This window comes from Rothia sp. HMSC069C04, assembly GCF_001812895.1.
Classification (GTDB): domain Bacteria; phylum Actinomycetota; class Actinomycetes; order Actinomycetales; family Micrococcaceae; genus Rothia.
The window spans coordinates 80,310-105,493 of record NZ_KV810755.1 but is presented as its reverse complement, the minus strand read 5'-3'; the positions used below and the strand labels follow the sequence as shown (position 1 = coordinate 105,493).

The window sequence follows — 25,184 nt, the reverse complement described above, 5'->3', positions numbered from 1 at the left end:
GAATAGTCAGCATGACTACTGAGCGTTCTTCCGAGATCTCTTCGCCCTACGCGGCACAGCCTGCCGCTACCTCCGCGGCTGCTCCCGCTTCTGCATCCGCATCGGCATCGAAGCCTTTTGACCTGGACACCGTCAAGAAGGTGCGTACCGTTCACCTGGCGCAGGCTAAGGCGACCGGGCAGAAGTTCTCCATGCTGACCTGCTACGACGCCCTGACGGCGCAGATTTTTGACCGTGCCGGCATCGACATGCTGCTGGTTGGCGATTCTGCGGCGAATGTGGTGCTCGGTTACGAATCGACCCTGACCATTACCCTGGATGAGATGATTCCGCTGGTTGCGGCGGTTTCTCGCGGTGCATCCCGCGCCATGGTGGTTGCCGATCTGCCGTTTGGTTCTTATGAGCAGTCCCCGCAGCAGGCGGTGGCGAGCGCTGTTCGCCTGATGAAGGAGGGCGGTGCACACGCGGTCAAGATTGAGGCGGATGCTTCGATGGCTGAGTGGGTTCGTGCCCTGGTGCGTACCGGTATTCCGGTGGTGGCGCATGTTGGTTTCACCCCGCAGTCGGAGCATGCCCTGGGTGGTTTCCGTGTGCAGGGCCGCGGCGATGCGTCTGAGCGTGTCCGTGAGGATGCGGTGGCGCTGGCTGAGGCTGGCGCGTTCTGCGTGCTCATGGAGATGGTGACCTCCCAGACCGCGCAGCTGGTGGATGAGGCTGTGGGCGCTGTGCCGACCATCGGTATTGGTGCCTCGAATGTGACGACCGGTCAGGTGCTGGTGTGGCAGGACATGATGGGTGTTCGTTCCGGTCGCGTGCCGCGTTTTGTGAAGCAGTTTGCGCAGGTCGGTCAGGTCATGGAGGACGCTGCGCGTGCTTATCGTGAGCAGGTTCGTTCGGGTGAGTTCCCGGCGGCTGAGCACAGCTTTGAATAGGCTTTAGGTTTAGAAGACAGCTTGAGACAAAGCGAAGACCCCCGTATCCGGTGTTCCGGGTTCGGGGGTCTTGCTGTATCTATTTTTCTGCCTCTGTTAGACGCCTCTATTAGAGGCATACGTGCAGAACGTTCGCTGGGCTTTAGAGCAAGGCTTTAGAGCAGGCCGCCGTCCTTCTCCCATGCCTCGTTGCGTTCGCGGGCGCGGTCCATGGCGTGGGCGGCTTCTTCGTAGGTCTTGAAGGGGCCCCACAGTGAGGTGACGGCGCTCTGCTGGCCGCGTTCAACCTCGCCGGTTTTGAGGTTGTACCAGTACTCTTCGGGGTGCGGGCTGGTGGCTTCGGTCGCGGAGTTCAGGGTCTTTTCGACCGCCGATTCGATGGCTTCGCTCAGGTGGTTTTTCTTCTCGCTCATGGGTTCTCCTTCGACGGTATTGAGTCAGTATGTCTAGCATCTCACGCGCCCAGGTTCGTGGCAATGAGGCGGGCGAAGCTTCTCGCGGCGTTCCTCCCCTTTTCTCATGTCTTCTCCTCCGCTCCCCGCCGCGCGGTTTTGCCGCTAGGGTGTATGGAATTTTATTCACAATCTGGGAAAAAGGTACGGCTTATGTATCCGCCGCTTTTTAGCGCCCCCGCAAGGGACACAACCCGCCCACGCCCGGTAAGATGAAACTATGTCTTCAACCAAAACGAATACTTCGCATAATCTTCCCGCAGAGCCCGGTCGAGCACCCGTCGGTTGCCTGACCCCCGGACGCGTCACCCCCATGCGCCCGGTCCCCTCGCACATTGTTCGCCCCGAGTACGTGGGTAAGCCCACCGCCAACGAGGGTAACGACTCGAACATGTACACCCCCGAGGAAGTTGAGCGGGTTCGCGCAGCCGGCAAGATTGCGGCAGGCGCCATCGTTGAAGCATCCAAGATTTGCGTGCCCGGCACCACCACCGACGAGATTGACGTGCTGGTCCACGAGTACATTTGCGACCACGGCGCGTACCCCTCCACCGTGGATTACCGCGGCTACCCCAAGTCCGTGTGCACCTCCCTGAACGAGGTCATCTGCCACGGCATCCCGGACTCCACCGTGCTGGAGGACGGCGACATCCTCAACCTGGACGTCACCGCATACCTGGACGGTATGCACGGCGACACCAACAAGACCCTGCTCGTCGGCAACGTGGACGAAGAGTCCCGCCTGCTGGTTGAGCGCACCGAAGAGTCCCTGAACCGTGCGATTAAGGCTGTGAAGCCGGGCCGCCAGATCAACGTGATTGGTCGCGTCATTGAGAAGTATGCGGCACGTTTCGGTTACGGCGTGGTTCGCGACTACACCGGTCACGGTGTGGGTCGTGAGTTCCACTCGGGCCTCATCATCCCCCACTACGATGCGGCACCCGCCTACGACACCGAGATCCGTGAGGGCATGATTTTCACGATCGAGCCCATGCTGACCCTCGGCACCATCGAATGGGACCTGTGGGACGACGACTGGACCGTGGTCACCCGCGACCGCAAGCGCACCGCGCAGTTCGAGCACACCCTCGTGGTGACCGCTGACGGCGCGGACATCCTCACCCTGCCCTAAGTTGTTGTCTTAGGCATCTAAGTTTTACGGCTAACCTGCCGGACCATCTATTCATTATCACTCGATAGCGCAGATATGTTCCTCCGCTCAGGCGAAGGAAAGAAAGGAAATCATGGCTAACTACGCTGAGCCCGGCCTCATCAACGACCTGCCCGAACCCACCCCCAAGGACCTGCAGATTGGTGTGGACATTGGAGGCACCGGCATTAAGGGCGGCATCGTCGACCTGCGCACCGGTAACCTCGTTTCGGACCGTTTCCGCATTGACACCCCCAAGCCCGCAACCCCCGAGGCTGTGGCTGAGGTCGTACGCCGCGTAGTCGATGAGCTGCAGGGCCGCGACCTGGCACCGGATCCCGAGTCCGCTGTCGGCATCGACTTCCCCGCCGTGGTGAAGAACGGCATGGTCTTCTCCGCAGCGAACGTGGACGACTCCTGGATTAACACCGACCTGGAGCAGGTCATGAGCGAGGCGCTGGGCGGCCGTACCGTCTACGGTCTCAACGACGCTGACGCAGCCGGTCTGGCTGAGGCAACCTACGGTCAGGGCCGTAACCGTGACGGCCTGATTGCTGTCATCACCCTGGGCACCGGCATCGGCTCCGCCCTCATCAACAACGGCGTGCTGATCCCGAACACCGAACTGGGTCACCTGGAGATTGACGGCCACAACGCCGAGTCTCAGGCTTCCGCGCGTGCCCGCGAGGTGCACGAGCTGTCCTGGAAGAAGTACGGTAAGCGCCTGTACCGCTACTTCGACCACGTTCAGATGCTCTTCTCCCCCGACCTGTTCATCATTGGCGGCGGCATCTCCAAGAACCCGGAGAAGTTCATGCCCTACTTTGAGGACCACATCCGTACCCCTATGGTCATGGCTGCCCTGCGCAATAACGCCGGTATTGTGGGCGCGGCGCTGTGGGCTGGCGGTATGCTGCCTGAGCGTCAGCGCCGCGGCGAAGCGTAAGATTTACTTCCCGCTTTACCCGCGGCCGCGTCAGCGCTGCGGCGAAGCGTAAAGTGTAGCTACGGCTAAAGGGGCTGTTCCTGAGATAGTTATCTCGGGAACAGCCCCTTTCTGTGTGCCAACCGCGCGTATAGCAGCGGCTGAGCTCATGAGCTACTGGGCTAGATAGTTACTCATCTAGCTAGTTACTGGGCAATGCGGTCCTCACGCAGACGCGCAATCGCCTCCTCAAAGTCTTCAAGGTTCTCAAACGCCTGGTACACGCTCGCAAAACGCAGGTAGGCGACCGCGTCCAGCTTCGACAGCGGCTCCAGGATGGTCAGACCCACCTCGTGCGCGTTAATCTCCGCCAGACCGCGGGCACGAATCAGCTCCTCAACCTCCTGGGCGAGCTTCGCCAAATCGTCCTCACCCACGGGGCGGCCCTGGCATGCCTTACGCACGCCCGCGGCAATCTTCGAACGGTCGAAGGGCTCGGTCACGCCGGAACGCTTAATCACCGAAATGGTGGTGGTTTCAACGGTCGTGAAGCGGCGAGCGCAGGAGGTGCACTGGCGGCGGCGGCGAATTGCGGCGCCGTCATCGGTGGTGCGGGAATCCACCACGCGCGAGTCGGTGTGCTTGCAATAGGGGCAGTACATTCGTTTCTCCTTGGCTGGGCGCTAGCGCCCGCGTATACAGCGCTCAAGAATATTTATACCTATTCTACCGTGATATACAGCGGATACACCGTATGTTGTGAGTGAATATACGCTCAGGGTGGACTCTGCTATGCAGAATCCACCCTGTCATTCCCCTCATAGGGGCGTGTTATTAGCGTGCGTTGTTAGCGTCGAATGCAGCTCGGACCGAAAATCGTCTTGATTTCACCGAAGAGGCTCGGGTTCGGTTCCACGCGCACGCTCGCATCCAGAAGCACCAGCTGCTCCTTATCGCGGGTACGCACGAGCATGCGCACATCCGCGGTGCCCTTGTGGTCGCGCAGGGTCTCCTTCAGATCCTTCAGGTTCGCCTCGGTCACCAGGTACTCGGGTACCACGATAGTGATGGGTGCGGCGCGGCCGTCATCGCTGATTTCCAGGATCTGCAGTTCCTGCGCGCTCATGTTCACACTACCGTCGTCGCGGCGCTGCACGCGGCCACGAATCGAGCAGATGAGGTCGTCCGCCAGGGCGGCGCCCATCGTCTCGTAGGCGCGGGAGAAGAACATGACCGTAATGGTTGCGCCCGAGGGGTCTTCCAGCTCCACGGAGGCGTACTGGTTACCGCTGGACTTGGCGATACGACGCGAAACGCCGGTGAGCATACCCGCAATGGTAACGGTTTCGCCGTCGCGCACGTGCGAGTCTTCACCGATGATGTCGTGTACCGAATGGCTTGCGGCATCCGAGAGCGCACGCTCCAGTCCGCGCAGCGGGTGGTCCGAAACGTACAGGCCCAGCATGTCACGCTCAAAGTTCAGCTTCTCACGGCGGTCCCACTCGGGCACGTCGGGGATGGTCACGGTCAGCTCATCACCCAGGGCGTCATCCATTCCGAGGGAGCCGAAGAGGTCGAACTGACCCGCCGCTTCCTTACGTTTGACCGCCACGGCCGCGTCCACTGCCGCCTCGTGAATGAGGGACAGCGAACGGCGGGTGTGGCCCAGGTCGTCGAAAGCGCCCGCCTTAATGAGCGACTCGATGGTGCGCTTATTGCACACCTGCAGCGGCACCTTCTTCAGGAAGTCGTTGAAGGACTCGTAGCGGCCCTTCTCCTCGCGGGCGGCAATCATGCCTTCGACCACGTTCGCGCCCACGTTACGGATCGCGCCCATACCGAAGCGGATATCGTCACCGACAGGGGCGAAGGTCAGGGTGGACTCGTTCACATCCGGCGCGAGCACGGTAATGCCCATGGCGCGACATTCATTCAGGTACAGCGCGAGCTTGTCCTTGTTATCGCCCACGCTGGTCAGCAGTGCAGCCATGTACTCCTGCGGGTAATGCGCCTTCAGGTACGCCGTCCAGTACGACACCAGACCGTACGCAGCCGTGTGCGCCTTGTTGAACGCGTAGTCAGAGAACGGCAGCAGAATATCCCAGAGCGCCTTAATAGCGCCCTCAGAGTAGCCGTTAGAAATCATGCCGTCGTGGAAGGTAGCGTACTGCTTATCCAGCTCCGCCTTCTTCTTCTTACCCATCGCACGGCGCAGCAGGTCTGCCTCACCCAGAGTGTAGTTCGCGACCTTCTGGGCAATCGCCATAACCTGCTCCTGATACACAATAAGGCCGTAGGTGGTGTCCAGAATATCCTTCAGCGGCTCTTCCAGCTCGGGGTGAATCGGCTCGATCTCCTGCTTACCGTTCTTACGCAGAGCGTAGTTGGTATGCGAGTTCGCACCCATCGGGCCCGGACGGTACAGCGCCAACACTGCCGAAATGTGCTCGAACTCCTCAGGCTCCATGAGCTTGAGCAACGAGCGCATCGGGCCGCCATCGAGCTGGAACACGCCGAGGGTATCGCCGCGCGCCAGCAGACGGTACGATTCCGGGTCGTCCAGTGAGAGAGATTCAAGGTCCAGGTCGATGCCTCGGTTAGCCTTAATGTTCTCCACCGCATCAGAGATGATGGTGAGGTTACGCAGACCCAAGAAGTCCATCTTGATCAGGCCCAGGCCCTCACAGGTAGGGTAATCGAACTGGGTGATGACCTGGCCGTCGGCCTCGCGGCGCATCACGGGGATCACGTCCACGAGGTCCTTGCTGGACATAATCACGCCTGCAGCGTGCACGCCCCACTGACGCTTCAGACCCTCCAGGCCCTTCGCGGTTTCGAACACCTGGCCGTAAATCTTATCGACCGGGTCCTCGATGAGGGCGCGCAAATCTGCCGCCTCGGCGTAACGCTTATCCTCTTCGTTGTACACGTTCGCCAGGGCGATGTTCTTACCCATGACGTCCGGCGGCATCGCCTTGGTGAGGCGCTCGCCGACCGAGTACGGCTGGTCCATCACGCGGGAGGCATCCTTGAGCGCCTGCTTCGCCTTAATGGTGCCGAAGGTGACGATCTGCGCGACCTTCTCTTCACCGTACTTTTCGGTCACGTAGTCGATGACTTCGCCGCGGCGACGATCGTCAAAGTCCACATCGAAGTCGGGCATGGAGACGCGGTCGGGGTTGAGGAATCGCTCGAAGATCAGGTCGTGGTCGAGCGGGTTCAGGTCGGTAATACGCATCGCGTACGCGACCATGGAGCCTGCACCGGAGCCACGGCCCGGACCCACGCGGATGCCGTTGCGCTTTGCCCAGTTGATGAAGTCGGCGACCACGAGGAAGTAGCCGGGGAAGCCCATAGAGGTAATAACCCCCACCTCGTACTCTGCCTGCTTGCGCACGGTGTCGGGAACACCCTGCGGGAAGCGGTAGTGCAGGCCCTTCTCGACCTCCTTCACGAACCAAGATTCCTCGTTTTCGCCCTCGGGCACGGGGAAGTTCGGCATGTAGTTCGCCTTGGTATTGAACTCCACGTTGCAGCGTTCAGCGATTTCGAGGGTGTTCTCGCACGCGCCGGGAATGTCGCCGAACAGGGCGTACATTTCTTCAGCCGAGCGCAGGTAGAAGTTATCCGCGTCGAATTTGAAGCGCTTGGGGTCAGTGAGGGTCGAGCCGGACTGCACGCACAGCAGCGCCGCGTGGGCGGTGTGGTCTTCCTGGCGGGTGTAGTGCAGGTCGTTGGTGGCGACGAAGGGCAGGTTCAGCTTCTTGGCGAGGCGGTGCAGATCCTCCTGGACGTTGCGTTCAATGTCCAGGCCGTGGTCCATGACCTCGCAGTAGAAGTTGTCCTTGCCGAAAATATCGCGGAATTCGCTCGCCGCCTGGACTGCCTCGTCGAACTGGCCCAGGCGCAGGCGCGTCTGAACCTCACCGGAGGGGCAGCCGGTGGTGGCAATTAGACCCTTCGAGTAGGTCTGCAGCACCTCACGGTCCATACGGGGCTTGTACAGCTGACCTTCCAGCGACGCAATCGAGGAGGCGCGGAACAGGTTGTGCATGCCCTCGGTGGTTTCAGCCCACATGGTCATGTGGGTGTACGCGCCACCACCGGAAACGTCATCGCGGGAGCCATCGCCCCAGCGCACACGCGAACGGTCGGTGCGGTGCGTGCCGGGGGTCAGGTACGCCTCCACACCAATGATGGGCTTGATGTCGTGCGCTTTAGCCTGGCGCCAGAAGTCGAAGGCACCAAAGAGGAAGCCGTGGTCACTGGTCGCCATGGACTTCATGCCGAGTTCTTTAGCGTGGGTGAACAGGTCACCCAGGCGCGCGGCACCGTCGAGCATGGAGTACTCGGTGTGCACGTGCAGGTGCGTAAATTCTTTGGTTGCCACGGGAATCTCCTGGAGGTGTGGGCTGGAGGATGGGCGGTGAATGTGAAGCTGTGTGCGGCGGCCCGCGGGTGGCTATAGCTAGCTGAGCTGAACCTTGCCCTCGCGCAGAGCGGTCAGCGCGTAGGACAGGTCGAGCGGGTACTCGCTGGTGAAGGTTACGCGCTCGCCGGTGCCGGGGTGGTCGAAGCCCAGGCGGTGCGCGTGCAGCCACTGGCGGGTCAGCCCCAGTTCGGCGCTAAAGCGCGGGTCGGCGCCGTAGGTCAGGTCGCCGCAGCAGGGGTGGCGCAGCGCGGAGAAGTGCACACGAATCTGGTGGGTGCGTCCGGTTTCCAGGTGCACCTCCACCAGGGATGCGGGGCCGAAGGCTTCGAGCACATCGTAGTGGGTGATGGAGTTGCGGCCGTCCTCAACCACGGCGAACTTCCACTCGTTGCCGGGGTGGCGACCGATGGGCGCGTCGATGGTGCCGCGCAGCGGGTCGGGCAGGCCCTGTACGAGCGTGTGGTAGACCTTGTCCACGGTGCGTTCCTTGAAGGCTCGCTTGAGCTCGGTGTAGGCGCGTTCGCTGCGGGCTACGACCATCAGGCCGCTGGTGCCCACGTCCAGGCGGTGCACAATGCCCTGGCGTTCTGCCGCGCCGGAGGTAGCAACCGAGATGCCCTCGCCCATGAGCGCGGAGATAACGGTGGGGCCGTGCCAGCCGGGTGAGGGGTGCGCCGCCACGCCTGCGGGCTTATCCACCACAACGATGTCCTCGTCCAGGTGCACGATGCGGAAGCCGTCCACCTTTTCGGGGCGGATGTCCGCCAGATCGCGCGGTGCGGATGCGTCCACGACGACCTCATCGCCTGCGGAAAGCTTGTAGGACTTGCCAATCTTCACGGCCTTGCCGTTGTTGGTCACGGTCACGTGGCCGTCAAGAATCCACCCGGAGGTGCGGGTGCGCGGCGCATCGAGGGCACCGGCGAGCGCGGCGTCCAGGCGCATACCGGCGAGCGCGCCTTCAACGGTGAATTCGGCGCGGATGCGTGCCGATTCTTCGGCGGCGTTGGTGGTTTCGCTCATGCGGCTCTCCTTCGGGTGGTGTTTGCTTAGGTTTTCTGTGTGAGGGGTCGTCTGTGTGAGAACGGCTATAGGCACGTGTAACGGCGATGCAGCCGGGGCGGGGAGCTACTTGGCGCTCTTTTCGTCGGTGCTCTTATCGTCAGCCGGGGTTTCGTCAGCGGGCGCCTGCACGCGGGTGCCGTTGAGGTTCAGACCCTTGAAGTTCAGCAGCACGATGAACGCCATGCACACGCAGATTGCAGAATCTGCAATATTGAAAATCGCGAAGTTCGGTACGGAAATAAAGTCAACCACGTGACCGGAACCGAAGCCGGGCTCACGGAAGAGACGGTCGAAAAGGTTGCCGCAGATACCGCCGAGCAGACCGCCCAGCGCGAGGGTCCAGGACAGGGCGCGGGTGCGGCGCAGCAGGTAGAACACCACGGCCGCGGCGGCAACCATGACGAGGGTGAAGACCCAGGTGACGTTCTCACCCATGCTGAATGCGGCGCCGGAGTTACGGATCGAGTACCACCACAGAAGCCCGTCAATGACGGTGATGCGTTCCCCCAACTGCATCTGGGTAACGACCAGGTATTTGGTGCCCTGGTCGATTACGAACACGACGGCGGCGAGCACGAGCGCGAGAATCCCCGCGGAGCGAGCCGAAAGGATGCGCACGCGGCGTCCAGTAGCTTCTTCGGTGGTGTTTTCGGCAGCGTTATCGCTAGCCTGTGCGACTGAGGATTCAGCAGTCTTGGGGGTGTTGGTCATAGCTCTCCTCTAGTCTGTGCCGGTTGCTACGCGCCCGAACGCAAACCTGGTGCGGTACCGTTCGATAGTGCCCCTCTAGCTTAGCAAATCGGGGTAGTGCATCGAGTATTCGGCGGTGATGTGGCGGGTGCTCTCCCCCGCTTCTCATCCTGTGTTCTCAAGCCGGGCGGAGCAGGTATGAGAATACCGCCCGGTTCTCTCCATCTTCCCCGGTGAATAGCGGTGGAAGAGAAAGAATCCGGGCGGCATACGCCTCAAAGCGTCGTTAGCTCATTCAAGCGAACTGATTTATGCGGAAGCCTCGATGGACTTGAGGTTCTTGAGCTCCTGAACCTGTGCGTCCAGGTGCTGCAGCAGCTTGGAGCGGTAGCGGCTCTCGAAGCCGCGCAGAGCCTCAACAGCGATCTCCAGCTCTTCCTTCTCGTCGGTGAGGCGAGAGAGAACCTCTTCGCGCTGCTGCTGAGCTTCGCTCACCATAGCGTCAGCCTTCTTCTCAGCCTCTTCGATCAGTTCAGCCTTAGCCTTCTCGCCCTGTGCCACGTATTCGTCGTGAACCTTCTGTGCCATGGCGAGCAGTGCCGCCGCATCCTGAGGTGCAGCCGGTGCCGCGGAGGACTGTGCGGGTGCTACAGCCGCTGCGGGGGAATCGGGTGCGTTTGCAGAGAGCTGCTCAACCTGACGCTCCAGAGCGTCACGCTCGGAGTAGAGTGCGCGCAGTTCGACAACGAGCTCGTCCAGGAAGTCGTCGACCTCGTTGCGGTCGTAACCGGCCTCTTCGGTCACGATCTTGAAGCTCTTAGTGATTAGGTCTTCAGGGGTGATTGCCATGGGCTTCTCCTCTAGGTATCCCTACGGGGTTTGGTGATGAAGTTGAGTGCCGCGGATTCACCAGCCAGATAGCTCGTGGTCCCAATAATTCAGGGTCCCGATGGCTCAGGGCACGGCTATACCGCGATGCAGTCGTTGGCACCAATTCTACTATTCTTTGGGTTCTGCACCGGGTTTTATATCGGTTGAACCGTAAAATATTCGCTCTGCGCAAGGGTGGGATTCACCACGTCTAATATCCTCCCTAGTCCCCGCTTGTCCCCCTTGTATTTTCTGCCCTGCGGCGCATTTTGAGAAGGTTGTCGAGAAGACATTTTGACGATCCCCCAGGTAGAACACAGGCGCAAAACACAGGCACAGAAAACCCCCGCTCTGCACTCAACCCGTGAACGGGTCAGGCAGGCGGGGGTCTATCGTTTGTGCTCGTCAGCTGTCGCCTCTTAGCGGAGTACGCGCTTACGAGAAGGCCGCGGTCATCCGCATCATGACGCTCAGCAGCAAAGACAACAGAACAATCAGAATCAGGAAGCCGGTGTCCAACGCAACGTTACCCACACGAACTGGCGGGATCAGGCGGCGCAGCTGGTTCATCGGCCAGTCAGTCACCGCATACACACCGCTGGCGAAGAGCAACACAATGCCCTTGGGTCGCCACTCCGGAGCGAACATGCGCACCCAGTCAAAGAGCATGCGCAGCAGCATCGCAATGTAGAGAACGTAGACAACGATCGTAATGAGGGCGAAAATATAACCCATCTATCAGTCCTTAGCCCTGGTCGAAGGGGAATTCGCCGTCGGTCTCAAAGCCGGCGGGAACCTCGGAGTTAGCCACACCCAGAACCTCCAGGTTGGAGGGGGTCAGCAGGAACACCTTAGCGGTGACGCGCTCAATGCGGCCCTCCAGTGCGAATGCCAGACCGGATGCGAAGTCCACCAGGCGCTTTGCGTCTGCGTCAGGCATTTCTTCCACGTTCATAATCACGGGGATGTTCTCGCGGAATGCCTCACCAATGATCTTTGCGTCATTGTAGGAGCGGGGGTGGATAGTGGTGATGCGACGCAATTCGTCCTCTTCTTCCTCGTAACCGTAGGTGTATCCGTTGGTTTCTTCGGGCTCGTAGCCCTGGTCGTAGTAGCCGTCGTTGGAGTACGTCTCGGCGTACTGCTCGGTGTATTCGGTATTCGGCACCGGGGTGTCCTCCCAATTGTCTGCGCTGGCGTCGTCCCAAGTCTGCTCGGTTTCTGCCAGGTCAGCTGTGGTTTCAGGTGTATGAGCGGTGGCGTATGCCGCTGCATCTACGGTTGCTCGTCCGTCGGCAGATTCTTCTGCGTCCAGATACTCGGTTTCTGTACCGTCATCGTAGCTATCAGCCTGCAGGTACTCTTCCTGTTCAGTATAGGCGGGTTCGTCCTGCAGGTGGTAGGTTTCGCTCTGCGACTCGGCAACGCTGTACTGTGCCGAACCGGGCAGTGCTGAAAGCCTGTGAGAGCTTTCGGTCTTCTGCGCTGTAGCAGCCTGCCCTGCGGAGGCGTTTGCCTCCCGGCGGGAGTCAGCCTGCACAGCCTGCGGGGATTCTTCCGGCGTCGTCTCAGCGCCCTGGTATCGTTCCAGGCCGAGGAAACCCGCCAGACGGCTTTGTTTCGCCATGATTCTCTCGCTGTTCTTTCACGTTGGTGGTGTACAGGTTCTGCCGTAGTGCGTCATCAGAAGGTGTGTGCGTAACGGTACGCCATGCACCGGCATGTATATATTACCAGCGCCCACCCCGCGCAGGCGGTCAAGGGCACCGATGATTATGCCGCCGGTCCGCACCGAAAGCAGTCCAGAGCTCGAAGAGACAACGCACGGCGCGTAGCTTAGGCGAGGCTAGAGCGCCGGGCGCTTACCCATGATGTCGCTACCCACGCGCACACAGGTCGAGCCCCAACGCACCGCAGCTTCCAAATCCCCGCTCATGCCGGCGGAAATCTCGGTCGCATGCGGCACCTGCTCACGCACCAGCGATGCCAGCCCGTAGAGCTTCTCAAATGCTTCATCCGGGTTCATGCCCAGCGGCGCCACCGCCATCACGCCGCCACAACGCAGATGCTCGTGGTTCTCGATGCGTTCCACCAGCTCCAGCAGCTCGGAGGCGCTCGTACCACCGCGCGCGCCTTCAGCGGCGTGCCCAGCCGTCGCAACCTCCGCCAGGGACACCTGCACCAGGCAGGTCAGCGCACCATGCTCCGCCGCCGCGGGTGCGGGCGCCTCCCCCGCCTCGAAGCGTGCCAGCTGGTTTGCGTACGCCTTCGCCAGCGCGTCCGCCAGGGAGGGGCGGTCCACCGAATGCACGCTGGAGGCGTACTTGACCACAGACTTCGCCTTGTTCGTCTGCAGCTGACCGATAAACGCCCAATGCGGGGGCTGCACCTCACGCTGGGCGCAGTAGGCGGCAAGCTCACGAGCCTTCCCGCTCGCCTCCTGGTCGCGGTTCTCACCGAAGAGGGTCACTCCCCCATCCAGCAGTGCCGCCGCGTCGGAGGCGGGGAAGAACTTCGTGACCGTCACCAGCTGCACCGGGGCGCTCGCCTCGGTACGCACAGCGCTGTGGTCCTGCTCCGCAGTGCGGATACGCTCAAGCACGCGGCGGTAGTTCTGCAGCAGCTGCTCGGCGCGTTCGGGAGTGTACTGCAGGTTCTCTTCTACGTTCATTTCAGACATCTTCTCTCCTTCAGCGGCTTTCTATCTTTAGCAGCTCTAGGCGGCGGGCTCTGCCGCCTTCTCAATCCACACCAGACCCGCAATACGGCCTGGCTTCTCACCGCGGTTCGTGAACCCGCGATGCGAATACACCTCGGGCTCCTCAAACGTGCACTGCGCACAGTCCATGCTCACCTGCACGCCCGCCTCCTCCAGCACGGCGCGGGCACCGGCGGGCAGATCCAGGCCGGGGGTCTGCTGGCTGGTCACCGAATGCACCTGCGGAATCAGTTCGGTGGACTCGGTGCGCATCGCCTCGGGCACCTCGTAGCAGCTACCGCAAATACTCGGACCCAGCCAGGCGGTAATTTTCTCCGCGCCGAGCTGACGCATCCGCTGCACAGTCTGCTGAAGCACGCCATCAAGCAGGCCGCGGCGGCCAGCGTGAGCCACCGCCAGGATTGGTTGCCAGTTCGCGACCCGCTCACCCACCAGCACCACGGGAATGCAGTCCGCCACCATAATCGCCAGGGGCACGCCCTCACTGCTAATCGCCGCATCGGCGACCGGGGAGTTCTCCAGCACCGCGCGGGCACGCTCAGCGGTACGCTCCTCGGGTGCACCGGGCGCGTAGGATTCCACCGCGTAGTCTTCCGGGTAGGCAATCTGCACACCGTGCACCTGGTTCAGGTAGAAGAACGGGTCGGTACCCAGCGCCTCCTCCAGGGCGGCACGGTGGTTGAGGGTGCGCACCAGGGAGGCGTCCATGCCGCCGCCGAGCTCATCGTCCACGTGCAGGCCCAGGTTGCCCGCCGCGCGGGAGGTAAAGCCCACCCGCACACGCCAGGGGCCCAGGGTGCGGGTATCGGCAGAGGCAAGCAGCGAAGTTTTGGGGTTATCGCTCATCTTCTATTCCTTCATCAGATGTCAGCAGGTATAACGGCGGGTATAGCAAAGGGGAGCCGAGAACAGCACAATGTGCGTGTTTCTCAGCTCCCCTATAGCTTCATAAGACTCTCAGCCGTGCAACGCCTATGCGTTCACAGCCGGGCAGACTACTTCAGGAAGTCAGGGACATCCAGGGTGTCGCGGCGAGCCGGAGCTTCCTCTACAACCGGGGGAAGGTCAACGTCGAAGCCAGCAGCGCCGGTGGAAGCCGGAGCAGCAGCGGGTGCGTTGTAGCCGTAGCCGTTAGCAGCCGGAGCGGTGGAGCCGCCGAAGGATGCCTGGGTGCGCTGAGCCTGAGTAGCCGCAGCAGTGGAAGCGTTGGAGTTGGTCTCCGGGTTTACTGCGTCGAAGCCAGCAGCAATCACGGTCACGCGAGCCTCATCGCCCAGTGCGTCGTCAATAACCGCACCGAAGATGATGTTTGCGTCGGGGTGAGCAACTTCCTGAACCAGGCGTGCAGCCTCGTTGATCTCGAACAGACCCAAATCGGAGCCACCCTGAATGGACAGCAGAACGCCGTGCGCACCGTCGATGGATGCTTCCAGCAGCGGCGAAGCGATAGCCAGCTCAGCTGCCTTCACTGCGCGGTCCTCACCGGATGCCGAACCGATACCCATCAGAGCCGAACCTGCACCCTGCATGACGGACTTAACGTCAGCGAAGTCAAGGTTGATCAGGCCGGGGGTGGTGATCAGGTCGGTAATGCCCTGCACACCGGAGAGCAGAACCTGGTCAGCGGACTTGAATGCGTCCAGCATGGAGACGTTACGGTCCGAAATCGACAGCAGTCGGTCGTTCGGAATAACGATCAGGGTATCAACCTCATCGCGCAGAGCCGCGATACCGGTCTCAGCCTGGTTGGAGCGGCGACGGCCTTCGAAGGTGAAGGGGCGGGTCACCACACCAATGGTCAGAGCGCCGAGGGAGCGGGCAATACGTGCCACGACGGGTGCGCCACCGGTACCGGTGCCACCACCCTCACCTGCGGTCACAAAGACCATGTCTGCGCCCTTGAGGACTTCCTCAATTTCCTGCGCGTGATCCTCGGCTGCCTGACGGCCAACCTCGGGGTTTGCGCCCGCGCCAAGACCGCGGGTCAGCTCACGACCAACGTCCAGCTTAACGTCTGCATCGGACATCAGCAGAGCCTGAGCGTCAGTGTTGATAGCAATGAACTCAACGCCGCGCAGACCAACCTCAATCATGCGGTTGACTGCGTTGACGCCACCGCCGCCGATACCAACGACCTTGATGACTGCCAAGTAGTTCTGGGGAGTTCCAGCGTCCATGTATTCCTCGATTGTTCCGTGTTCCAGCTTCGGAAGACCCGCAGCTTAATCTAAGCCTGAAGGTTTCCTCTAAAGAATGACTTTATCTGCTAGGATACCAAACTGTTTTTGTCGGTTCCTAGTCACACAGCGCAATTACCCCCTCTTTTTGCGGATTTCACACAAAAAGGGAGGATAAAGCGCCTGAATGGTTCCCCTAACGGGTCACCGGTACGCGCGGGGCAGACACGTCATAGACGGTCACCTTCTGCGTCTGTGCCTCGGAGGAGGTCTCCTCCTGGGCACGCTTAGCAATAGCCTGGCGCAGGGAGAGCAGGACCTTAGCCTTCAACTCGCTCTCTTCAGCGGTTCCCCACTGCACCGTAGTATTATCCCTCAAGGTTAGAGTGATACTTGAGGTTGACGTAGCGCTGGCTTCCTTAACCTGAGCTAGAAGTTCAGAGGGCATTGCCGAAAGCGCGGTAGAAATAGTGTGGAACTCAGCCGAAGTCTGCGGGTCATCACCGCTGAAACGAACCAGCGGCACCGATGTATCGGGCTGAGTTGCCGACTCCAGAAGGCTCACACCATCGCTATCAACAGTATGGTACGTATCGCCCTGCTTCACAACCGCAACCGCGGTACGCTCCTTCAGAGTCACCACCAGCTCATGCGGCGGACGGCTCTCCACCTGCACGCTACGAATCACATTATCCTGCCCGAGCAGCTCACGCACCTTCTTCTCATCGATGCGAGTGAGCGGAACGCCGCGCAGAGGCTCCAGCTTCTGCTCCACCTGGGTGGTTTCCAGCAGGGACGCGCCGCGCACCGTGATCTTCTGAGTCGCCAACAGGGGCGAGAAGAAGACCAGCACCACATACAGCACCGCGATAATAGCCAGTGCCGAGGCAGTGTACAGCAGCTTACGGGCACGAGTCAGAGGCGCACGCTCCTTACGGGGGCGTTCCTCAGCACGCAGACCGTCCAGGCCCGGATCCTGACGCAGACGCTCACGGTGAGCCTGACGGCTCGCACGCTCGCGCTCCTTCTCAATCTCCGCGGCACGCTGCTGCTCACGCTCTGCACGCCAACGACCAAAACGGCTCGCGGGGCGAGGCTCTTCAGTAGCCTTCTCCCCCGCCTTATCGGCGCTTTCTTCAGCGTTCTGAGCGGCAGACTCTTCGCGAGATTCAGCAGAATCGGCAGAAGACTTCTTGTCAGAACTCTTCTGAGCAGCCTTCTGATCGGCTACTTCCTTTTCTGCGCTCTTCACCGACTGCGAGGATACAGTCTGAGCAGAGGCGCCCTTGGCGGATGAAGTCTTCGACGAAGAATCCTCAAACGCCTCAACATCAAACAGCTCAGGCGCGTGCTCAACCTCAGACACGGTACGACCGGTCATCAGCGCAGAACGCACCGAATCCTTCAAAGACTGCGCCGAAGAATGAACCGCCGCAGCGCTCTTGGACGCCGAAGAATCAGCACCGTTCTGGCTGTGCGACTTATGCACCACCGGCTTACGCGGCATGTGGCGAACAGAGCTCGAAGGCTGAGTAGCGGCAGACTGGGCAGAAGCCTCCGAGGATGCAGCCTCGACAGGCTTCACGGCGTCCGCAGACTTCATAGCTTCCGAGGGCTTTGCAGTCCCAGTAGCTTCTGCGCTCTTCACAACCTGAGGCTGGGTGGCCTGCGGCTGAGTCAGCTGAGACTGCGCAGATTCAGCCTGCACAGGCTTAGATTTCTTAGCCTCAACCTGCGCATTCTCAGCTACCTGCTGGGCGCGCAAACGAGCACGCGAACGCGGAGCCTTCGGCGCGCGCGAGGAGGAATGCCCCTCCGAAGAGAGACCAGAACTCATCGGCACAGCCTAAGCCTCCGACTTCTTCGACTCGCCACCGTGACGGACCTCCAGGGACTCCAGCAGACGCGCACCCAAAGCGGTCACATCGCCAGCGCCAACGGTCATCACGATATCGCCATCCTGAGCGCAGGTCACAATATCCTCAATAGCGTCCTCAGCGGTAGCGTAACGAACCTCAGAGAAACCAGCACCGGTAATCAGCTCACTGGTCACGCCCTCAATCGGCAGCTCACGAGCCGGGTAAATATCCAGCACATGAGCACGGTCAGCCATCGACAGAGCCTGCGCGAACTCCTTCGCGAACTCTCGAGTACGAGAGAACAGGTGCGGCTGGAAAATCACGTACAGGTTGTGGCCATCAGCCACGGTACGGCCGGTCTCCAGAGCACGGAACACCTCGGTCGGGTGGTGCGCATAGTCATCAAAGACCTTCACGCCCGCAACCTCACCACGGAGGGTGAAGCGGCGGTCAGCGCCCACAAACTCAGCCAGCGCGCGAGCAATATCGGCAGCCTCGTAACCAGAGATCAACGCCGATGCAAAAGCAGCCGAAGCGTTCAACTGGTTATGAATACCGGGCACCTTCAGCGCAAGATCCTGCTCACCCTCATAACGCACACCGTGGCACTCAAAAGACCACGACAGGTGCGACGACGAGGAAGAACCAGCGCTGGTGATCTCACTAATGCGCAGGTCTGCATCCGCCGATTCACCGTAAGTCACCACGGGCACACCCGCCGCACGAGAACGAGCCGCCAAATCAGCCGCGCCCGCATCATCAGCACAGGTCACCACAACACCGTTAGGCGCCAGCGAACCCACAAAACGGTTGAAAGCCTCAAAGACACGCTCATCCGTCTCATAGAAGTCCAGGTGGTCCGGCTCAACATTCGTCACCACAGCAATAGCCGGGCGGTAACGCACAAACGAGCCGTCCGACTCATCAGCCTCAGCCACAAAAATCGACTCCGGACCCTGAGCACCCAGGTGAGCGTTCGTGCCGCGACCAGCAATCACGGTGCCCACCGCAAACGACGGGTCAGCACCCAGCTGATCAAACATCACAGAAATCATCGAGCTGGTCGTGCTCTTACCGTGAGTACCGGCAACAGCAACCACCTGAGACTCACCCATCACAGCGGCAAGCGCCTCAGAACGGTGCAGCACACGCAGACCCTGCGCACGAGCGGCAACAAGCTCCGGGTTATCCTCACGAATCGCAGTAGAAATCACCACGGTATCAACATCCACAATATTCTCAGCCTGCTGAGGAACACCCACACGAGCACCCGCAGCACGCAAAGACTCAACAGTAGCCGACTCGGCACGATCCGAACCGCTCACCGTCACGCCAGCCTGCAGCATCAGAGCGGCAATAGCGCTCATACCCGCGCCACCAATACCGATGAAGTGTACACGGCCCAACTCGCTCATCTTCGCACGCTCAGGGAACGGCGGGTTCAGCGGTGCAGGCAACACCATCTCAAGATTCATCAATTCAGTCATTACTTCTCAGCTGCCTTCAATACTGCTTCAGCCATAACGCGCGCCGCGTCACGGATACCAAGTTCATACGCCGCAGCGCCCATACGCTCCAGCTCCTCCGGGTTCGCCATAAGAGCCGGAATTTCACGGGCAAACCACTCACCGGTGACCTCTGCATCCTTCACCAGCAGAGCCGCAGACGCCTCCACCAGAGAACGAGCATTCAGAGCCTGCTCACCATTACCAATGGGAAGCGGCACAAAAATCGCGGGAACACCCACCGCAGCAACCTCACTGACGGTCGCCGCGCCCGAACGCACCAGCAGAAGATCAGCGGCAGCGTACACATCCTGCATGCCATTGCTGAACTCAATCTGACGGTAATTCGGCGCGCTCAACGGCTCACCATTCTTATCCAGAACAGCCTTACCCTTACCGGTAATATGCAGAATCTGGAAGTCCCACTCCGCAAAGTGATCACGGCACGCCGCCACCGCATTGTTCAGGCTCTGCGCACCCAGCGAACCACCGGTCACAATCACGGTCGGCTTCTGCGGGTCCAGACCCAGGTTACGGCGAGCCTTCGAACGATGCGCCTCACGGTTCAGGTATGCAATTTCATCCTTCATCGGCATGCCCACCAGGGTTGCACGCGGGAAAGGAGTATTAGGGAACGCCACGCCGGTGAACTTCGCGAACGTACCACCCAGGCGGTTCGCCAAACCGGGCTTCGCATTCGCCTCATGAATCACCACGGGAATCTTAGCGCTCAACGCAGACAAATACGCCGGCGGGCACACATAGCCACCCACGCCAACGACCACATCCGCATCTACATCCTTGAGGATGCGGCGGGTCTTCGACAGGCCACCAAAGAACTTAGCGGGGAAAGCGAAAGCGGCACGGTTAATGCTACGGGGGAACGCCGCACGAGGGATGAACTCAATATCGAAACCAGCTGCCGGAACCAGCTCGGCTTCCATCTTGTCGGCGGTGCCCAGCATCAGGATCTTAGCGTTCGGCTCAAGGTCACGAATCGCACGCGCAATCGCGAGCATCGGATTAATATGACCGGCGGTACCACCACCGGCGAAGACTATAGAGGGCGCCTTCTTCGTCATAGGTCTTTCTCCCAACACATCGGTACAGCATCATTTTACGCTATAGCGCCTGTTCAACAGAGCGCCCCCGCCGTTGAGCTAGGACTCAACGGCGAGGGCGTTATCTCTTATTCAGCGCATATTCATCACCGGCGGCAGCGCAATCCACAGCCCCGCTCCCCCGAACGCTAGCTCTCACGATGCCGACTGTACGGGGTGGGTTCCGCTGGGTTTAGCTCTGCTTGCGGGTGCCGCGCTGAGCCGAGTTCCGAGCCGCGCCCTGAGCCGGACGCTGCTGAGCGCTGTTCTTCGGAGCACCCTTGGCCTGAGTACCCTTTGCCTGAGTGCCCTGTCGCGGCGCTGCCTGACGTTGAGCGCCCTGTCGAGGATTACCCTGTCGCTGGGCACGACGCTGACGGTCCTCAGGATGCAACGGCTGCAGACCCGCAGGTAGCGAGCCCGACGGACGGTGCTGTGCGCTACGGGGCTGAGCAGCACGAGGCTGTTGCACTCGCTTCTGAGCAGCAGGTTTCTGAGCGGTACGGGGCTGAGCGGCGCGCTGCTGTACAGCTTGCTTCGGAGCCGCGGGCTTCGCAGCGGTAGCTTTCTGAGCGGGACGAGCCTGAGCGGGCTTACCCTGAGCAGTCCGCTTCTGCGCAGGCTGTCCGTCAGCAACACGCGACTGCTGACCGGTACGCGGCTGAGCGGGAGCCTTCTGCGGAGCTGCCTTCTTCGGTGCAGGCTTCTGCGAGGCCTTCTGCTCCGCCTTCACACGGGCAGCTTCCTCACGAGCCAGACGCGCCTCCTCGCGAGCACGACGCGCCTCTTCTCGAGCCTGCGCCGCCTCCCGGCGAGCCTGTTCCTCCTCGCGACGAGCCTGCTCCCGAGCCTGGCGCTCCTGCTCCTTCCGCTGCTCACGAGCTATACGAGACAACTCACGCTGCTGATCCGGCGCAAAACCCAACCAGCGGCGCAACGTACTCTCCGGACCGAAAACAACCTTCAAAGGATTATGTTCCTTCATCAGGTGGCCACCGGCAGCCGCACGAGCTGCCTCCTCCTGATTCAGCACAATCTGCAACGGCGTACGACGCTGCCAATCAGCATTCGCACGACGAACCTCACGCACGCTCTGAGTCTCAATATTCGACGGTGCCGTCGCGCCACGCAACGGAGTCTGCCGCGCAAACGCCAACAACAAACCCGCCGCAAACAACGAAGACAACAGCGACGAACCACCATAGGAGACAAACGGCAGAGGCACACCAATCACCGGCAAAATACGGGACACCATGCCCATATTGATAATCGCCTGAGAAGTCAGCCAAATCATGATGCCGCCCGTAGCCAAACGCACCAGCGGGTCAGTAGTGCGCAGCATAATACGCACCGCACAATACACCAGGCCCGCATACAGCAGCAGAACCGCCAGCGTACCCAGCAGGCCCAGCTCCTCACCAATAATGGCGAAAATATAGTCGTTATGCGCCTCAGCCAAGTAGTTGTACTTCTGACGCGACTGGCCCAGGCCAACACCCAAGAAGCCGCCGGTCGTCAGCGCCACCTCACCAGAATTCGCCTGGTCACAGTTAGCGTTCGTGCACGAGCCCCAAACACCGAAAATACGAGCCACACGGTTCGCGCTACTGAGAACGCCCACCAGCGCCAACGCCGCAAACGCGCCGCCAATCTTCAGCAGCGAGCTACGAGAAGCGCCCGCCAGCCACATCATGCCCACAAAGATGAAGCCGTACACCATGGCGGTACCCATATCACCGCCGAGCATAATCAGCAGCACCAGGGCACCCACACCATAAATCGAGGGGAACAGAGTACGCCAAATACTGCGAGAAATATCGCCGTGGCGGCTGTACACCCATGCCAGCCACATAATAATCGCCAGCTTCGAAAACTCCGACGGCTGAATCTGCACGCCGCCGGGGAATTTCAACCAGTTACGGTTACCGTTCACCTCAACGCCAACGACCACCACAGCAAGCTGCATGACCAACGCGGCAATCAGCATCGCGTTCACCACAAACTTCTTGTGGTAGACACCCACCGGGATGCGCGTAATACCCGCCATCGCAATCACGCCAAGAACCAAGAACATGACCTGCGACGAAACCTGCGAGAACGGCGACTGGCCCTGAGAAATCATGGTGACGCTCGAGGCCGACAGCACCATAATGCAGCCAAAAATAGCCAGACCCAAGGTGGTGATCAGCAGCATCACCGGCACATCCCACAGGTCAGCCTTCAAACCACGACGGTACAGCCTATCGGCACGAGCACGGAACGGCGCAGAGAAATCCTCCCAACCGGCTCGCAAAGACGCCCAACGACCACTCGCGGTCGAACGCGCCGAAGAAGCCGAACGCTCCGAAGATGCGCTGGTACTCACATGCCCTCCTATAGGCCTCAACTGCCACGGATTCGTCGTGGCGACTACACGAAAAAGGTTCAGGGGTGGGACACCATTACCATCCCACCCCCGAGAAGAACCCGCAAAAAGCACCCCGGTCACCCGAGACGCCCCCTGCAGGTAGCGTCCTAAGAGTCTGCCAGCTGGGCGGCAACAGCGTTCGCAAACGCATCACCGCGCACCGCATAATTCTTGAACTGGTCCATCGACGCAGACGCGGGAGCCATCAGCACGGTATCGCCCGGATGCGCCAGCTCAGCAGCCTTCGCAACGGCCGCGTTCATCACGGCAATGCCGTCCGAAGAATCAGCCACAGCGGCGGTCATATTGTAGGTCGGAACCTGCGGAGCGTGGTTAGCCAACGCCGACTTCAACGCCGCAGTATCAGTACCGATAATCAGTACAGCCTTCAGGCGCTGAGCGTGAGCAGCAATCAGCTCATCGTACTCAACGCCCTTCGACAGACCACCGGCAATCCACACCAGCGAGGGGTAACCGCTCATCGACGCATTCGCGGCGTGAGGATTCGTAGCCTTCGAATCGTTCACCCACATGATGTCGTTCGCATAACCCACCAGCTGGTTGCGGTGCGCACCGGTCTTGAAGGAACGCAGGCCAGCGCCCACAGCCTTCGGGTCAATATCAGCCGCACGGCACAGCGCCGCAGCCGCCAGAGCGTTCTCCACGGTATGCTTCGCGGGCATCTTACCGGGTGCCGGAGCCAAATCCTCCAGAACCGCCAGCTCGTACGCCTCGTTGTAACGGTTCTTCAAGAAGGCGCGGTCCACCATGATGTCCTCAGCCAAGCCGAGCATAGACACGGCAGGCATCTCAGTGGAGCTAAAACCAATCGCGCGAGCGCCCTCAATGACGTCCGCGTTCTCGACCATGCGCAGGGTGTCTACGTGGTCGGTGTTGAAGATGCAAGCAACCTGAGTGTGCTCGTACACGCGAGCCTTATCAGCCTTGTAGCCGTCGAAGGAGCCGTGCCAGTCCACGTGATCCTCAGCGATGTTCAGAACCACCGAAGCGTACGGGGACATCGAGTAGGTCCAGTGCAGCTGGAAGCTCGACAGCTCCACCGCGAAGAACTCGTAGGGCTCATCGTCGGCAATCGCGTACACGATGGGCATGCCCACATTACCGACCTGAATAGCCTTCTTACCGGCAGCCTTCAGGATGGAATCGACCATGCCCACGGTGGTGGTCTTGCCGTTCGTGCCGGTTAGGCACAGCCACTTGGGGGTCGGGCGGTCGCTGCGCTCATTCAGGCGCCACGCCAGCTCCACATCGCCCCAAATCTGGATGCGACGCTCATACGCGTCCAGCATGACCGGGTGGTCGGGACGCACACCCGGGGAGGTCACCACAAGCTCGGGTTCCTGACCGTCCACCGGGGGCAGTGCACGCATGTGCTCGGGACCGAACAGGCCCTCAACATTGCCGTAGGCGTTAGCGTACAGGTCAATGCGTTCACGCTTCTCCGGGGTATCAGCCCCGTCGATGACAACAATATGTGCACCCAGCTGGGCGAGCACATCGGTCACGGCGTCGCCGCTGGTACCCATGCCCACCACGACCACGCGCAGGTTACCCCAGGGGGCACCCCAGTGAGTCAGCTCCGCGAGGCGCTCATTCTCATACACCGGGTTCACCGCAATAGCGGCGGCGTTCGCTTCAATGCGAGCGGCATCCGGCTGTTCAATAGTTGACATTAGTGAATCACTCCAGAAGTCTGCGAGAACCAGTCACCGAAGAACAGCGCCAGGGCAACGAGCACGCAGAGGGCGTTAACAACCCAGAGGCGGAACACGGAGTTCACTTCGCCGCTGCTGACGGTACCGGGGGCAATGCCTCGCTTATCAATTGAGTATTTGCCGTTGACGCCGACCTTCTCCATGTGGTGGTGGAAGGGGGTCATACGGAAGTAACGGTGCGCGTGCAGGGGCTTCTCCCCCGCTGCGACCGAACGCTTACGGCTGGTCTTGAACACGAACTTCTGCACAATCACAGAGAACACTTCCAGCACGGGAATCAGAGCGATGACCAGCAGAAGCAGCTCGGTGCGGGTGAACAGCGCGAAAGCAACCATTGCGCCACCGAGCGCCAGGGAACCGGAGTCGCCCATGAAGATCTGTGCCTTCGACACGTTCCACCAGAGGAAGCCAGCCAGCGAACCCACCAGGGATGCGGCAATCAGCGCCAGTGAACCGGGGTCGCGCACATCGTAGCAGGCGGTGCCAGCGCCAGCGGAGCAGGCGTGTACGTACTGCCAGATGCTGATGGTCAGGTAGCCGGAGAAGATGGTCATCATGATGCCGCCAGCCAGGCCGTCCAGACCATCGGTGAAGTTCACCGCGTTCGTACCGGACAGGGAGATGAGGGTAATCCAACCAACCAGCAGGATGGAACCGAAGACCGCGCCCGCCGCGAACAGGTCAATGGGCAGGTCACGTACGAAAGAGATGGCGGTCGACGCCGGACGAGCACCCGACTCATTCGGGAACTGGAACGCCAGGTACGCAAAGGGCAGGGTCACGCCCAGAAGACCAATGGTCTTCTGCTTCTCGGTCAGGCCCTCGTTGCCCTTATTGCGGAACTTCATGATGTCGTCCGCCGCGCCCACACCGAGCATGCCCAGGGTGAAGGCGATGGTCAGCCACGCGGTAGCGGTCGGTACCGGCGCGGTTCCGAAGAGCAGTGCGCTCACCGCCAGGGTCAAGAAGTAGGCGAGAATCGCCGCGGGGATGAAGATCAGACCCGCCATGGTGGGGGTGCCCGCCTTGTGCTGGTGGGCTGCCGGGCCTTCCTCACGGATGAGCTGGCCAAGGTTGAGGGCCGACATCTTCTTGATGAACACCGGCAGCGCGGTGAGGGAGATGAGGAATCCGAAGATTCCAGCAATCAGCACGGTAATCATAA

Annotated in this window: 19 protein-coding genes and 1 pseudogene; 3 read left to right on the top strand and 17 right to left on the bottom strand. The window is 60.8% G+C overall.

The genetic code is table 11. The features are described from left to right. Positions 1 to 11 precede the first annotated feature (11 nt). On the top strand, positions 12 to 932 hold the full coding sequence (panB, locus tag HMPREF2879_RS07315; protein ID WP_070635151.1) for a 3-methyl-2-oxobutanoate hydroxymethyltransferase: 921 nt from the start codon (positions 12 to 14) through the stop codon (positions 930 to 932). A 155-nt stretch (positions 933 to 1,087) separates the two neighbouring features. Here panB and HMPREF2879_RS07310 read toward each other — a convergent pair whose 3' ends face one another. After that, positions 1,088 to 1,345 (bottom strand): hypothetical protein, encoded by a 258-nt coding sequence (locus HMPREF2879_RS07310; RefSeq protein ID WP_049340706.1) that lies wholly within the window; start codon positions 1,343 to 1,345, stop codon positions 1,088 to 1,090. A gap of 259 nt (positions 1,346 to 1,604) precedes the next feature. Between HMPREF2879_RS07310 and map the strand changes: the two genes are divergently transcribed. Beyond that, positions 1,605 to 2,516: a type I methionyl aminopeptidase gene (gene map / locus HMPREF2879_RS07305; RefSeq protein ID WP_070506708.1), complete on the top strand. Its 912-nt coding sequence runs from the start codon at positions 1,605 to 1,607 to the stop codon at positions 2,514 to 2,516. 112 nt (positions 2,517 to 2,628) lie between these two features. After that, on the top strand, positions 2,629 to 3,480 hold the full coding sequence (gene ppgK, locus HMPREF2879_RS07300; protein WP_070635150.1) for a polyphosphate--glucose phosphotransferase: 852 nt from the start codon (positions 2,629 to 2,631) through the stop codon (positions 3,478 to 3,480). 185 nt (positions 3,481 to 3,665) lie between these two features. Here the strand turns inward: ppgK and nrdR are convergent, their stop codons facing one another. The 16 genes and pseudogenes from nrdR to mraY all read right to left on the bottom strand — a co-directional run bounded on the left by nrdR (position 3,666) and on the right by mraY (position 25,182). Continuing rightward, a complete protein-coding gene (nrdR, locus tag HMPREF2879_RS07295; RefSeq protein WP_005506525.1) occupies positions 3,666 to 4,121 on the bottom strand; it encodes a transcriptional regulator NrdR in 456 nt (151 codons plus the stop codon). Positions 4,122 to 4,306: 185 nt separating this feature from the next. Further along, complete coding sequence (dnaE, locus tag HMPREF2879_RS07290) at positions 4,307 to 7,849, bottom strand: DNA polymerase III subunit alpha (RefSeq protein ID WP_070635149.1); 3,543 nt, start codon at positions 7,847 to 7,849, stop codon at positions 4,307 to 4,309. 78 nt (positions 7,850 to 7,927) lie between these two features. Then, positions 7,928 to 8,914, bottom strand: a complete 987-nt coding sequence (locus HMPREF2879_RS07285) for an RluA family pseudouridine synthase (RefSeq protein ID WP_012903798.1) — start codon at positions 8,912 to 8,914, stop codon at positions 7,928 to 7,930. Between the two features lie 105 nt (positions 8,915 to 9,019). Beyond that, positions 9,020 to 9,667, bottom strand: a complete 648-nt coding sequence (gene lspA, locus HMPREF2879_RS07280; RefSeq protein WP_141752165.1) for a signal peptidase II — start codon at positions 9,665 to 9,667, stop codon at positions 9,020 to 9,022. Between the two features lie 288 nt (positions 9,668 to 9,955). Beyond that, positions 9,956 to 10,495, bottom strand: a complete 540-nt coding sequence (locus HMPREF2879_RS07275) for a DivIVA domain-containing protein (RefSeq protein WP_049360269.1) — start codon at positions 10,493 to 10,495, stop codon at positions 9,956 to 9,958. Between the two features lie 456 nt (positions 10,496 to 10,951). Then, positions 10,952 to 11,251, bottom strand: coding sequence for a YggT family protein (locus HMPREF2879_RS07270; RefSeq protein WP_049360266.1), 300 nt, complete (start codon positions 11,249 to 11,251; stop codon positions 10,952 to 10,954). Between the two features lie 10 nt (positions 11,252 to 11,261). Beyond that, a pseudogene (locus tag HMPREF2879_RS09555) lies at positions 11,262 to 11,570 on the bottom strand (cell division protein SepF); the annotation flags it as partial. A 792-nt stretch (positions 11,571 to 12,362) separates the two neighbouring features. Then, the gene (locus tag HMPREF2879_RS07260; RefSeq protein WP_070635148.1) at positions 12,363 to 13,196 is read right to left on the bottom strand and encodes a YggS family pyridoxal phosphate-dependent enzyme; all 834 of its coding nucleotides are present in this window, start codon (positions 13,194 to 13,196) and stop codon (positions 12,363 to 12,365) included. A gap of 36 nt (positions 13,197 to 13,232) precedes the next feature. Beyond that, a complete protein-coding gene (locus HMPREF2879_RS07255) occupies positions 13,233 to 14,081 on the bottom strand; it encodes a purine nucleoside phosphorylase YfiH/LACC1 family protein (protein ID WP_070635147.1) in 849 nt (282 codons plus the stop codon). 149 nt (positions 14,082 to 14,230) lie between these two features. Continuing rightward, the gene (gene ftsZ, locus HMPREF2879_RS07250) at positions 14,231 to 15,412 is read right to left on the bottom strand and encodes a cell division protein FtsZ (RefSeq protein WP_005506541.1); all 1,182 of its coding nucleotides are present in this window, start codon (positions 15,410 to 15,412) and stop codon (positions 14,231 to 14,233) included. Between the two features lie 196 nt (positions 15,413 to 15,608). Further along, positions 15,609 to 17,249 carry a cell division protein FtsQ/DivIB gene (locus HMPREF2879_RS07245; protein ID WP_246822932.1) on the bottom strand — a complete coding sequence of 547 codons (1,641 nt, stop codon included), beginning with the start codon at positions 17,247 to 17,249 and terminating at the stop codon, positions 15,609 to 15,611. 9 nt (positions 17,250 to 17,258) lie between these two features. Then, positions 17,259 to 18,758, bottom strand: a complete 1,500-nt coding sequence (gene murC / locus HMPREF2879_RS07240; RefSeq protein ID WP_070635145.1) for a UDP-N-acetylmuramate--L-alanine ligase — start codon at positions 18,756 to 18,758, stop codon at positions 17,259 to 17,261. Then, positions 18,758 to 19,858: an undecaprenyldiphospho-muramoylpentapeptide beta-N-acetylglucosaminyltransferase gene (gene murG, locus HMPREF2879_RS07235; RefSeq protein ID WP_049337569.1), complete on the bottom strand. Its 1,101-nt coding sequence runs from the start codon at positions 19,856 to 19,858 to the stop codon at positions 18,758 to 18,760. Before murG ends, murC begins: the two co-directional genes overlap by 1 nt. Before the next feature lie 211 nt (positions 19,859 to 20,069). Then, positions 20,070 to 22,241, bottom strand: a complete 2,172-nt coding sequence (locus HMPREF2879_RS07230) for a peptidoglycan glycosyltransferase FtsW (RefSeq protein WP_070635144.1) — start codon at positions 22,239 to 22,241, stop codon at positions 20,070 to 20,072. A 149-nt stretch (positions 22,242 to 22,390) separates the two neighbouring features. Next, the gene (gene murD, locus HMPREF2879_RS07225) at positions 22,391 to 23,977 is read right to left on the bottom strand and encodes a UDP-N-acetylmuramoyl-L-alanine--D-glutamate ligase (RefSeq protein WP_070635143.1); all 1,587 of its coding nucleotides are present in this window, start codon (positions 23,975 to 23,977) and stop codon (positions 22,391 to 22,393) included. Next, positions 23,977 to 25,182: a phospho-N-acetylmuramoyl-pentapeptide-transferase gene (mraY, locus tag HMPREF2879_RS07220; RefSeq protein ID WP_049353001.1), complete on the bottom strand. Its 1,206-nt coding sequence runs from the start codon at positions 25,180 to 25,182 to the stop codon at positions 23,977 to 23,979. The genes murD and mraY overlap by 1 nt, the downstream gene beginning before the upstream one ends. Positions 25,183 to 25,184: the final 2 nt, after the last annotated feature.

Excerpts from the sequence above, each read along its gene's own strand:
- murD (WP_070635143.1), bottom strand. The coding sequence starts at position 23,977 with ATGTCAACTATTGAACAGCCGGATGCCGCTCGCATTGAAGCGAACGCC.
- HMPREF2879_RS07275 (WP_049360269.1), bottom strand. The coding sequence starts at position 10,495 with ATGGCAATCACCCCTGAAGACCTAATCACTAAGAGCTTCAAGATCGTG.
- mraY (WP_049353001.1), bottom strand. The coding sequence starts at position 25,182 with ATGATTACCGTGCTGATTGCTGGAATCTTCGGATTCCTCATCTCCCTC.
- HMPREF2879_RS07285 (WP_012903798.1), bottom strand. The coding sequence starts at position 8,914 with ATGAGCGAAACCACCAACGCCGCCGAAGAATCGGCACGCATCCGCGCC.
- HMPREF2879_RS07310 (WP_049340706.1), bottom strand. The coding sequence starts at position 1,345 with ATGAGCGAGAAGAAAAACCACCTGAGCGAAGCCATCGAATCGGCGGTC.
- HMPREF2879_RS07270 (WP_049360266.1), bottom strand. The coding sequence starts at position 11,251 with ATGGGTTATATTTTCGCCCTCATTACGATCGTTGTCTACGTTCTCTAC.
- map (WP_070506708.1), top strand. The coding sequence starts at position 1,605 with ATGTCTTCAACCAAAACGAATACTTCGCATAATCTTCCCGCAGAGCCC.
- HMPREF2879_RS07245 (WP_246822932.1), bottom strand. The coding sequence starts at position 17,249 with ATGAGTTCTGGTCTCTCTTCGGAGGGGCATTCCTCCTCGCGCGCGCCG.
- lspA (WP_141752165.1), bottom strand. The coding sequence starts at position 9,667 with ATGACCAACACCCCCAAGACTGCTGAATCCTCAGTCGCACAGGCTAGC.
- murG (WP_049337569.1), bottom strand. The coding sequence starts at position 19,858 with ATGACGAAGAAGGCGCCCTCTATAGTCTTCGCCGGTGGTGGTACCGCC.
- HMPREF2879_RS07260 (WP_070635148.1), bottom strand. The coding sequence starts at position 13,196 with ATGTCTGAAATGAACGTAGAAGAGAACCTGCAGTACACTCCCGAACGC.
- murC (WP_070635145.1), bottom strand. The coding sequence starts at position 18,758 with ATGACTGAATTGATGAATCTTGAGATGGTGTTGCCTGCACCGCTGAAC.
- HMPREF2879_RS07255 (WP_070635147.1), bottom strand. The coding sequence starts at position 14,081 with ATGAGCGATAACCCCAAAACTTCGCTGCTTGCCTCTGCCGATACCCGC.
- panB (WP_070635151.1), top strand. The coding sequence starts at position 12 with ATGACTACTGAGCGTTCTTCCGAGATCTCTTCGCCCTACGCGGCACAG.
- ftsZ (WP_005506541.1), bottom strand. The coding sequence starts at position 15,412 with ATGGACGCTGGAACTCCCCAGAACTACTTGGCAGTCATCAAGGTCGTT.
- ppgK (WP_070635150.1), top strand. The coding sequence starts at position 2,629 with ATGGCTAACTACGCTGAGCCCGGCCTCATCAACGACCTGCCCGAACCC.
- nrdR (WP_005506525.1), bottom strand. The coding sequence starts at position 4,121 with ATGTACTGCCCCTATTGCAAGCACACCGACTCGCGCGTGGTGGATTCC.